The sequence below is a fragment of the Allocoprococcus similis genome (genome assembly GCF_054660775.1).
The window spans coordinates 18816-30297 of sequence record NZ_BAAHSG010000003.1 but is presented as its reverse complement, the minus strand read 5'-3'; the positions used below and the strand labels follow the sequence as shown (position 1 = coordinate 30297).

9 protein-coding genes are annotated in these 11482 nt (G+C 42.8%); 8 read left to right on the top strand and 1 reads right to left on the bottom strand.

Annotated features, from left to right (window positions below; all coding sequences use genetic code 11):
• The first annotated feature begins 353 nt into the window (after window positions 1–353).
• The 6 genes from ACYQ5K_RS01320 (at window position 354) to ACYQ5K_RS01295 (ending at window position 5186) form a co-directional block, all read left to right on the top strand.
• Window positions 354–848 carry an NUDIX hydrolase gene (locus ACYQ5K_RS01320; protein ID WP_459777188.1) on the top strand — a complete coding sequence of 165 codons (495 nt, stop codon included), beginning with the start codon at window positions 354–356 and terminating at the stop codon, window positions 846–848.
• Between the two features lie 122 nt (window positions 849–970).
• Window positions 971–1423, top strand: a complete 453-nt coding sequence (locus ACYQ5K_RS01315; RefSeq protein WP_459777187.1) for a hypothetical protein — start codon at window positions 971–973, stop codon at window positions 1421–1423.
• 275 nt (window positions 1424–1698) lie between these two features.
• Window positions 1699–3207: a SpaA isopeptide-forming pilin-related protein gene (locus tag ACYQ5K_RS01310; protein WP_459777186.1), complete on the top strand. Its 1509-nt coding sequence runs from the start codon at window positions 1699–1701 to the stop codon at window positions 3205–3207.
• Window positions 3204–4034 carry a class C sortase gene (locus tag ACYQ5K_RS01305; RefSeq protein WP_459777185.1) on the top strand — a complete coding sequence of 277 codons (831 nt, stop codon included), beginning with the start codon at window positions 3204–3206 and terminating at the stop codon, window positions 4032–4034. Before ACYQ5K_RS01310 ends, ACYQ5K_RS01305 begins: the two co-directional genes overlap by 4 nt.
• Window positions 4035–4054: 20 nt before the next feature.
• Complete coding sequence (locus tag ACYQ5K_RS01300) at window positions 4055–4561, top strand: hypothetical protein (RefSeq protein WP_173689244.1); 507 nt, start codon at window positions 4055–4057, stop codon at window positions 4559–4561.
• Window positions 4562–4682: 121 nt separating this feature from the next.
• The gene (locus tag ACYQ5K_RS01295) at window positions 4683–5186 is read left to right on the top strand and encodes an NUDIX hydrolase (protein WP_459777184.1); all 504 of its coding nucleotides are present in this window, start codon (window positions 4683–4685) and stop codon (window positions 5184–5186) included.
• Between the two features lie 115 nt (window positions 5187–5301).
• On the opposite strand, the gene ACYQ5K_RS01290 is transcribed toward ACYQ5K_RS01295, so the two are convergent.
• Window positions 5302–7836 carry an ATP-binding protein gene (locus tag ACYQ5K_RS01290; RefSeq protein WP_459777183.1) on the bottom strand — a complete coding sequence of 845 codons (2535 nt, stop codon included), beginning with the start codon at window positions 7834–7836 and terminating at the stop codon, window positions 5302–5304.
• A 184-nt stretch (window positions 7837–8020) separates the two neighbouring features.
• Between ACYQ5K_RS01290 and ACYQ5K_RS01285 the strand changes: the two genes are divergently transcribed.
• Together ACYQ5K_RS01285 and mgtE are read left to right on the top strand one after the other, a co-directional pair.
• Window positions 8021–9505 carry a C69 family dipeptidase gene (locus tag ACYQ5K_RS01285; RefSeq protein WP_459777182.1) on the top strand — a complete coding sequence of 495 codons (1485 nt, stop codon included), beginning with the start codon at window positions 8021–8023 and terminating at the stop codon, window positions 9503–9505.
• 402 nt (window positions 9506–9907) lie between these two features.
• A complete protein-coding gene (gene mgtE / locus ACYQ5K_RS01280) occupies window positions 9908–11317 on the top strand; it encodes a magnesium transporter (RefSeq protein ID WP_459777181.1) in 1410 nt (469 codons plus the stop codon).
• Window positions 11318–11482 lie beyond the last annotated feature (165 nt).

Genomic DNA, 11482 nt, shown 5'->3' with positions numbered 1-11482 from the left:
TTTGCCACTTACTGATGTAACCGGATTGCTCTATTGCTACGCAATTTCCGCAATCCTTAAACATCATTATACTATTTGCTGACAATATTTGCAATTAAAGAGAAGGAGGAATGGTGGAAAAAGACAGGTCATGGTACTGTTCACAGTATCTGTGACCAGCAACGCATCTCGCCATTTTAAATCGCCTTTGGCGATGGGCGAGATGCCATTCAAGATAAAACGTGCATCCTCCGTGCCAATCAGCGTAGTGATTGACACGGGAGTGAACAGTAACCAGGTCATGGCAGTTGAGAAATACTAGAAGATAGATTATAATTTTTGTAAAATATTTTGTGTATGAAAGGGAACGTAAAATGGTAGAATTAAGCACACTTTGTTATATTGAACAGGATGGAAAATATCTGATGCTTCACCGGACTGTCAAAGAAAATGATATCAATAAAGACAAGTGGATCGGAGTAGGCGGTCATTTTGAAAAAGGGGAAAGCCCGGAGGAATGTCTTCTTCGTGAGGTATGGGAAGAGACGGGATACTCGCTGACATCCTGGAGATATCGTGGGATTGTAACCTTTGTATATGGCGAAGATGTAGTAGAATATATGTCACTTTATACGGCAGACGGTTTTACAGGAACACCGATTGCGTGTGATGAAGGGGAACTGGAATGGGTAGAAAAGTCTAAAATCGGAGAACTGGAATTATGGGAAGGGGATCGGATCTTTTTTGAACTCCTTGAAAATGAGCAGCCGTTTTTCTCATTAAAGCTTGTATATAACACAGATGATGTTCTGGAATATGCAGCGTTAGATGGAAAAAAGATGAAAGATTTCAGAAGAAGAGAGTGTTAAAGTGAAATATCGAATAGTGTGGAAAAGTTACGAAAGTAATGTTTTAGCATGGAATGTTGAGTCTGCTCATTTGGATAGTGTATGATGATAAAGATTCTCATTAAATGAAGGGGGAAAAGAGAATGTACAGTGAGTTGACAAAGATGGAAGGGAAAAGGATTGTAATCCGCACATTCGGTTATTTTGATATTTTTGTGGATGGGGAAACGATTCCTTTTTCATGTAAGAAAGCCAAAGAACTGTTGGCACTTCTGGTTGACAGAAGAGGAGGATTTGTGACGACGGGGGATGCGATCAGTTATTTATGGGAGGATGAATGTACAGAAAAAAGAATAAAAGATAAATTCCGCAAAGTGGTAAAAGAGCTTCGGGGAACGTTAAATGCATACGGAATCGAAAGGGTCCTGCATCGGGTAAATCAGGAGAGCCGTATCCGTACAGAGCATGTGGAGTGTGATCTGTATGACTACCTGGAGGACGAGGAAAAACATAAAAAGCTGTTTAAAGGAGTGTATATGACGAATTACAGCTGGGCGGAAAACACTTTGGGAACGTTGCTGAATCAAAAAGAATAATGGAGAATATAACAAAAATCGGGAGACTGTTATCAGACAGCCTCCCGATTTTTTTGAAGAGATTCTATTGGACTACACATTCTTTGTACAGTTTTTTGATTGTGAATGTCTGCTGTAAAAGGAATAAAAATTGAATGGTCCAAAAGAATTTGTAAAAGAAACGAAAAAAGGATGAAAAAGAAACGGTTTTTGGACGGAAAAGAAACGAGAACCGATTGTATAGATGTGTAGAATGGGGAAAGGATCCGAAAATAAAAAGAAAGAGAGGAAAAAGAATGAGACAATTGAGAAGGCTGTTATCCGTTTTGGTAATGGCGGTAACGATGGTGGGGATGTCGGCGACGGCGTTTGCACAGGAAAAAGATTCAGGGGTAGGAGGGCTTGGAAGTCTGACGATAGCGAATGCATCAAAAGGAGTGGTGTATTCAGTTTACAAGGTGTTTGATGCGAAAGTAAATGCTGATGGAACTTCAGTGGCGTATACCAGAAAGAATCTTGTTGATAATCCGTATTTTGAGAAAGATTCTGCAGGGAATGTATTTACAAAAGAGGAAGCTTATCGGCCAGAGTCAAAAGAACAATTATCCGAAGGTGCAATTGAATGGATTAAGAAAAATGGTACAGAAATATCGAGTGTGACATCAGATGGTTCTATATTAAAATTTACTGGTCTTCCATACGGCTACTATTATGTCACCAGCACTTTAAAAGATGGCGGTATGATCATGGTAACGAGTGTTGCAAAAGACGCGCAGATCGTGGACAAAAACAGTAAGGAGCCGCAGTGGACTCCGGAGAATGACGGGAATGCCGGAGGGAAAAGTATTGTACTTGACGATGGTAAACAGGTAAAGGAAAACAATGTCAGTATCGGTGAAACGGTTCATTTCCGTTTACAGATCAACACCTCGAATTATGTTGCAGACAAGCAGATCAAGGAATTCATCGTTGAAGATACTCTTCCGGACGGATTTGATGCAGCGAAGATCACATCTGTGATGATTGAAGAAGAACCGCTGGAACAGTTTGAAAATACAACTTTCCCGGTTACGATCCCTTGGGCAGCGGATGAAGGAGAGGGTGGCTGGAAAAATCTTTATGATACCGGGGCAAGAATTACCATTGATTATACGGCTGTGTTAAATGATAAAGCAGTGATCGACGGGGAAGGAAATAAGAACAGTGCCAGATTTTCATGGAATTATACGACAGAGGAACCGGGAAAAAGCTCGATAGAGGATTCTACAACAACAGATACTTATGCGGTTGTGATCCAGAAGGTCAATGAAAAAGGAGAGGCGCTTACCGGAGTGGAATTTGAAGTGCCGTTCCCGGTTCAGGCAGAAGAAGAAAGCGGTGTGTATACTGTAAAAGGCGGACAGACCGGAACCGGAAAGGTGAAAGCCGGAAGTGATGGAACTGTGGTGATCAAAGGCCTGAAGATGGGTGATTACAGGGTTACAGAAACAAAAGCACCAGAAGGATATAACAAGCTGACAGAGTCATTTCTGGTAAGTGCCGAAAAGGTCAGGGCGACAAGGACGGACGCCAGCACATATCTTGATGAAAACGGAAATGTTACAGAAAGCGAGACTGAGACAAAGGTAACTTATACAAATGAAAATTTTGCAGCAAAGGTAAAAGTTGTTGTAAATAAATCAGGAAAACTTCTTCCGGGGACAGGTGGAACAGGTGAAATGATCTTTACGGTCAGTGGAGTACTGATTGCAATTGTTGCAGGAGTTGTCCTGTTGAATACAAAAAGACGAAAACGAATTGTATGATAGTGAATGAGCCGAAACGAAGGGGAAGACTTTTCTTTTTTATATGGACAGGAATCCTTCTTGCGGGAATCGCGGTCATGCTCTATCCAAAAGTCGGAAAGATCTGGAATGCCGGTCGGCAAAGCAGGGTGGTAGATGGATATGAAAGGTCAGTGGAGAAGCTGGATGCCAGGAAGGAAGAGGAAATGATCGCACAGACAAGAGCGTATAATGTGATGCTTCTGAAACAGAATAACCCAGTGCCGAATGACAAAAATGCTGATAGTTATGGAGCACTTTTGAATATGACATCTGACGGTGTGATGGGATATCTGGAAATTCCGGCAATCCGGTTGAAACTTCCGATTTACCATGGAACGGGTGATTTCGCAATCTGCAATGGCGCAGGACATGTGGAAGGAAGCAGTTTCCCGATAGGCGGAAAGGGAACACATGCGGTGCTTTCTTCCCACAGAGGACTGCCGGGGGCGAAACTTTTCTCAGATCTGGATAAGCTGAAGGTGGGAGACTATTTTAAAATAACAGTGCTCCGGCGGACGCTTTTCTATCGAATCGATCGGATCGATATTGTAGAACCGGAAGAAACAGAACTGCTTGCGCTGGATAAGGAGAAGGATTACTGCACATTACTGACATGTACGCCTTACGGTATCAATACAAAACGGCTTCTGGTGCGGGGCGTACGCTGTGAGGTGACGGAGAAAGCGGAGCCGATCCGGACAGGAGAGAAATCTTATCGGGGATGGTATGCTGTGATCGGACTGAATCTGTTTGTGGCAGGTGTGATCGTGCATAGAAAAAGGAAGAGAAAAAGAAGAGGTTTATAGACAAATGAGGGGGATAAAACATGCAGGCAGTATTTGCTGAAAAAACAGACAGCCGGTCACTGGAAGATAACCGGCATATCGGAGAGCTTTTCTTCATCCGAATGTATTGGGAGACAGGGAAAACGCCCTCCGGAAATATTCTGTACTGGAAGGATGCCAAAAGAGAGGATGCACAGATCAATTTCACAGGATTTGACGGGCTTTTGCTGTATCTGGATGAAACCTGTGAACAAAATGGCGTGCTGCTGAGAAAAGCGCAGGTCAGACGATGTCAGAAAAGAAGACGTTATCTGGAGACTGGGAACGTGCCGGACATGGAACAGATGAAAAAATCGGGGCACGCAGCAATCTTCTGGTTAAAGGTGATGGGAAGAGAGTTTGCCTCGTTTCAGGGAATCGTCCACATCTGGGGAAGGGATTATCCGTATCGGAGTGGATTTGAACTGATTATTCTGCTGAAAGATATTGTAGGATTTACAGAGAGGCGGGGGACAAGAAGAAACTGGATGGCGGCGAGAATCTGTTGATGAATATTGCAAATAATATTTTGCAAAATGATTTTTTCGTTTGCAAAGGATTGTGAAGTCTTAAAAGACATATTATAATGGCATAAGAAACTACAGACAAGACGGACAGGAGATGCAGACGATGGAATTATGGGATATTTATGATGCAGATAAGAAACCAACAGGAAGAACGATGAAGCGCAATGACTGGTGTCTGAAGGACGGGGAGTACCATCTTACCGTTCTTGGAGTTGTAGCAAGAACAGACGGAAAATTTCTGATCACTAAAAGGGTAATGACGAAAGCCTGGGCACCTGGCTGGTGGGAGGTATCCGGCGGTGCAGCTCAGGCAGGAGAGGCATCTTATGACGCGGTGTTAAGAGAAGTCAGAGAAGAGACAGGACTGGACGCAAGTCAGGCTGATGGAGGCTATCTTTTCACTTACAAGAGAGAAAATCCGGGGGAAGGAGATAATTATTTTGTAGATGTGTATCGTTTCGTGATGGATATTGATGAAAAAGATCTCCATCTTCAGGAGGCAGAGACAGATGGTTATATGTTTGCAACATTAGATGAGATTAAGGCATTTGCGGCAGAAGGAAAGTTTCTGCATTATAACAGTATAAAGAAAGCATTTGAGATGTAAGTAAAATAAAAATCGGATTATCGGGGAAATGACAGATCGCCTGATAATCCGATTTTTTATAAAACAGAAACTCTGAAAAAATATGCAATACATAGCGAGTATCTGTTTCTTTCTGCTACTTGCAATATGATGCAATCACTTTCAACACCTTATCCATTTCCAGTGGCTTTGCGAGATGCTCATTGATTCCGGCATTCTTCGACTTCTGGATATCTTCCGCAAAAGCATTGGCACTGAGGGCAATGATTGGAACCGTTGTGGCATCAGGGCGGGAAAGTCCGCGGATCGCCTTTGCGGCATCCAGACCATTCATAACCGGCATCATAATATCCATAAGAATGATGTCGTATTCATATGGCTTTGATTTTTCAAAAAGCCGGACGGCTTCCAGTCCGTTGATGGCTGTGGATACATTAAGTCCTGCGGCTTCCAGAGAGAAAACAGCAATCTCAAGGTTCAGTTCATTATCCTCTACAACAAGAATATGAAGATCCGTAAGATCTGCCGGAGTATCAGTGGCAGTTTCCGCAGAGGCGGAAGGTTGATGCTCGTCAATGGTAAATGGCAGGATCAGAGAAAAAGTTGAGCCGACATTTTTTTCACTTTTCAGCTGGATCGTACCGCCCATTTCCTGTACCAGTCTGTGAACGATCGTCATGCCGAGCCCGGTCCCTTTGTAAATCGTCCGGGCACCGGTATCTTCCTGTGCAAAAGGTTCAAAAATGTGCTTCTGAAATTCCGGACTCATACCGATACCGGTATCAGAAATTATAAATTTGTAAATAACATTCTGGTGGACCTGCCTGATGATCTCTGCGTGTACAGAGATCGAACCACCGGGCTTATTGTATTTAATTGCATTGCTTAAAAGATTCATGAAAATCTGACGGATATGTAATGGACTTCCGATCAGATAAGGATATTTTAAACTGCCCGGTTTTATTTTTTTCAGAGTGATATCAAGCTGGGAAGCCTGTGCTTCCAGCATACTCCAGCAATTGTCAAGGATATCACGGATGTCGAATGGTATCTGTTCAAGGAAGAACCGGTCTGTTTCCATCCGCTGCATATCCAGGACATCGTTGACAAGAGCTTTTAAGTGAAAAGCAGCAGTACGCATTTTCTCATGACACTCCAGCAGTGTTTTGGGATTTGTTTTATTTTTCTGTGCAATATCAAGCATTCCAAGAATTCCGTTAAGAGGGGTGCGGATATCATGGGACATCCGGCTGAGGAAGTCGGTCTTGGCTGTATTTGCCTGATTTGCGGATTCGACCGCCTTAACCAGCTCCTGCTGGTAAGCCAGTTCTTTCTGCTTGTAATCATCGATGATCTGGGTTACATAAAGAATTTCTGTAACATCGTCATCAGTGTCGCGGTTCTGGACGATAAAGGTGGCACGGCGCCAGATCCCCTGTGGAGATGGATACTCCCGGCTTATAAAAAGCTTTCCGTGCAGCCGGTCATTTACCGTTGTCAGATCAAAGAAATACTGCATGATCTCGTGATGTGACGGTGCAACCAGTTTCTCAAGGATATCGTTTAACTGCGCAGTGGCGGAAGTGACAACTCCGGTCGGTGTATAGTTCTGGTTGGCACCGGCAAGCTTTTCAATCCGGTCTTGAATTAGATCGATATGGTAAATTGCATGATAAATCTGACTGGTTGCAGCGGTCAGGTTCTGATATTTACGTTCATTTTCGATATTACGGGTGACATCCTGATGGTATCCACGGATGCATATGCCATTTCCCTTATAATCCGGATAGAGGATACCGCCACATCGTATCCAGATCTGTCCAAGTAACGGATGATTCCATGGGTATGTGATTTCTGAGTAACTTTCGTGAATGACTTTTTGCACATAATCAAGCACCGGGGTTACGTATTTGGGAGGAATCCTGTGATACCAGAACTGATAAACTTCTTCAGGAGACATCTCTTGTGACACACCAAGAAGAGTACACATTGTAGGATTTGGGTGCAGCCTGGGAGCTTTAACGCCATCCATCTCAAGCGTCCAGATACCGATTTGTGCGCCACGAAGAATTTCGTCCATCTCCAGCTGATAATCCAAACGGGATTTGGAGGCAACAACCTCCAGGCGCATCTGCTCATTCTTATGATCTTTGATCATGGTTCCGACATATTTTCCAAGAAGGGACAGCAGGCGGTGGATCAGGCTGGATTTCTCCATATCCGGATTATCTACGCCAACGAAACCAATCAGCTTTTCGTGTACAGAAATAGGAAAGGCGATCAGGGTAGAAACGTTCTGAACTTTTAACAGTTCATATTCCAGAGGCATAGATTCACGGTAAGCCTCCAGATCTTCGATCAGAATATTTTCACCATGAAGAAAAACCTCGATCCATTTTGGCATACTTTCAAAAGGAATATCACGCAGATTCCGGATCTGCGGGGTGACTCCTGCGGCGCACCACTCATAAGTATTGGTAGAAGTATGATTTTCACTGGTTTCAAATACATAAGCACGGTCGGCGTCTGTAAATTCTCCGATCGATTTGAGCATAAAATTGATACTGTCAGCCAGATCCTCTGCTTCATGAAGCAGGGAAATCTGATCTGTCATAAAACGTTCGGCTTCCAGCTCAGCATATAAAGTTGCATGATCCTTGTCATTATTCATAAGGAAATTCCTCTCAAGTAAAGTGTAAAGTTTATAAAATTACTTTACCTTGTTTTTGCGAATTCGTCTACGAAAAATTTAACATACAAACAAATTGTCCGGTGGTTTACAAAAAGAAGGAATGATTCTATAATTTCAATTAGACGAAAAAAATTTTGTCAGGAGATAACAGGAGGAAAATAAAATGGCTTGTACAACAATACTGGTTGGAAAAAAGGCATCGTATGACGGCTCTACGATGATCGCAAGGAATGATGATTCACCGTCAGGCGCTTATATGCCGAAAAAATTTGTGGTGATCCATCCGGAGGATCAGCCGAAGGTATATGAATCGGTGATTTCGCATGTGAAAATAGAATTACCGGAGAATCCGATGCGTTATACCGCCATGCCGAACGCAGTCAAGGGGGAAGGAATCTGGGCGGCAAGCGGGGTAAATGAAGCGCAGGTAGGAATGACAGCAACCGAAACGATCACATCCAATCCACGTGTGCTTGGAGCGGATCCGCTGGTTACATATCAGCCGAAGTCAGACGACCAGGAAGAAATTGCAGGTGGAATCGGGGAAGAGGATATTGTATATATCGTGCTTCCTTATATCCACAGCGCAAGAGAAGGCGTGCAGAGACTTGGAAGTATTCTCGAGAAATATGGTACTTATGAGATGAATGGAATTGCATTCGCGGATGTAAATGAGATCTGGTGGCTGGAAACAATCGGCGGACATCACTGGATTGCCAGAAAAGTGCCGGATGAGGTTTATGTGGTGATGCCGAACCAGCTTGGAATGGATGAATTTGATCTGGAAGATGCACTTGGTGAGCAGAAAAATTATATGTGTTCTCCGGATATGAAGGAATTCATTGAGAAATATCATCTGAACCCATCCATGGATGGAACCTTAAATCCAAGAGATACTTTTGGAAGCCATGATGATTCGGATCATGTATACAATACACCGAGAGCCTGGTTTATGGAACGTTACCTGAATCCAAATTCATACAACTGGGACGGGCCGGATGCAGATTATACACCAGTATCCGATGATATTCCGTGGTGTATGGTTCCGGAAAAGAAGGTTACAGTAGAAGATGTAAAATATGTTCTGTCTTCACATTATCAGGGAACACCTTATGATCCGTATGGAGCTTACGGGGACAAATCAATGAATGGTGCATATCGTTCCATTGGTATCAATCGAAATGATTTTATGTCTTTGATCCAGATGAGACCGGAGCAGCCGGAAGATTCACGCGCAATTGAATGGGTGGCATTTGCATCCAATGCATTTAATGTAATGGCTCCATTCTATGCAGATATTGATGAGACACCGGAATATTTTGCAAATACGACAGGGGAAGTTTCAACAGAGAACTTCTACTGGTCAAGCAGAATGATCGCTGCGATGGCAGATGCTTCTTATAAAAAGTCTGTTTTCCATATTGAGCGTTACCAGGAACATGTGATGGCAAAGGCACATCAGATCATAAACCGGTATGATGACAATCTTACGAAGGAAAGTGATATAGCAAAGCGTATGCAGATCAAACGGGAAGCGAACCGGGAGATTGCGAAGATGGTGAAGAAGGAAACTTCGGATACATTGTCCAAGGTTTTGTACGAACTGAGCAATCAGATGAAGAATTCTTATGCGAGATCGGATGCATAAATAAAATGCGAGTGGGAAATGAAGTCGGCAGAAAAATCATAAAATGATGTAAGTGTTAAAAATAAGAAAAAAGTTGATAAAAAAATAATTTTATAAACAGAAAGGTTTGAATTTTGTAGACTAAGGTATTATAATAGCGTAGGAAGTTGAAAACTTCTTAATCAAATTCAAACAAAAGGCAGGTGAACAGAATGGACAGTTGTGATAGTCATGGGCGAAGTATATACGCAGGATGGGAAAATGGCAGCAGTTCATTCTGTTTGTTCGTATAGCATTTCTTATCCTGTTTTCCCGTATTGACATTCATAATTGAATATTGGATGAAAGACAGAAATGTGGAGGATTTTAGACTTTGATTCTGCATGTTTTTGTGCTGGAAAAAGGATAAGGAGGGCGAAAGTGATGGAAAATACACAGGATTATCAGGACTACCAGGACTACAGAGCTGAGATCCTGGGCATTGTAAGAAGCAATGCCTCTCCGGGAATTATGAGAAACAAACTGGAAGACTACCATGAGAATGACCTTGCAGATGTATTCCCGGATCTCTCCGTTGCGGAGCGGCGGAAATTGTGCCGGATTCTGAATCTGGACATGCTTGCGGATATCTTCGAGTATATCGATGAAAAGCAGGCGGCTGAATATCTGGATGAGATGGATGTGCGGAAAGCAGCAGCAATTCTTTCCAGAATGGAAACAGATGCGGTTGTAGATGTACTGCGGATGATTCCAAAAGAAAAGAGAGCTCTTTTATTAGAGCTGATGGATGATGAAGCCAGAAAGGATATGGCAGTTATTGCTGCATTCGATGATGAAGAGATCGGTTCCAGAATGACCACGAATTACATTGAGATCAGAGAGAATCTTACTGTAAAGCAGGCGATGACCGAACTTGTCAGTCAGGCAGCAAAAAATGACAATATTTCTACAATTTTTATGGTGACAGCGGATCACACCTTCTACGGTGCGATGGATCTGAAGGATCTGATCACGGCAAGACAGGATACACGTCTTGAGGATCTGATCGTGACATCATATCCATATGTATACGGTCATGAGCTGATTGATGACTGTATCGAAAAATTGAAAGATTATTCGGAAAATTCTATTCCGATCCTGAATAACGATAATAAACTTCTCGGTGTTATCACATCCCAGAGCATTGTCGATCTGGTCGATGATGAGATGGGTGAAGATTATGCGATGTTCGCTGGTCTGACTGCAGAAGAAGATTTGAAAGAGCCACTCAAAGAGAGTATGAAAAAACGTCTCCCTTGGCTGCTTGTTTTGCTGGCACTGGGAACAGTTGTATCTTCTGTTGTAGGTGTATTTGAGCAGGTAGTAAGCCAGCTGACGATCATTATGTGTTTCCAGTCACTGATCCTGGACATGGCAGGTAACGTCGGTACCCAGTCACTTGCGGTAACGATCCGTGTTCTGATGGATGAATCTCTGACAGGAAAGCAGAAAGTAGAACTGGTATTCAAAGAGATGCGGATCGCATTTTCAAATGGTGCGATTCTTGGAATTTTGTCATTCCTCGTATTAGGACTTTATATTGCACTCTTCAAAGGAAAGACCTGGGCGTTCGCGTATGCGGTATCAGGCTGCATCGGTCTGTCTCTGATGGTGGCAATGGTAATTTCCGGTGCGGTGGGTACACTGATTCCGCTGTTCTTCAAGAAGATCAATATCGACCCGGCGGTAGCGTCCGGACCACTTATTACGACCATCAACGACCTTGTTGCGGTTGTAGCTTACTATGGACTGTGTGGTATTCTGCTGATTGGAGTGCTTCATCTGGCAGGATAATTATAAAAGAGAGTAAAAAGAAGTGCGTGTAGGATATAAATGCTTTTACTGAATAAACCGGTAAAGACAGTGCAGTATCCTACATGCATTTCTTTTTATAGAAAATAAAAATAAAAATATAGATGAAAACTATGGGATAGATTACCTATAGAGAAAAACAATTTG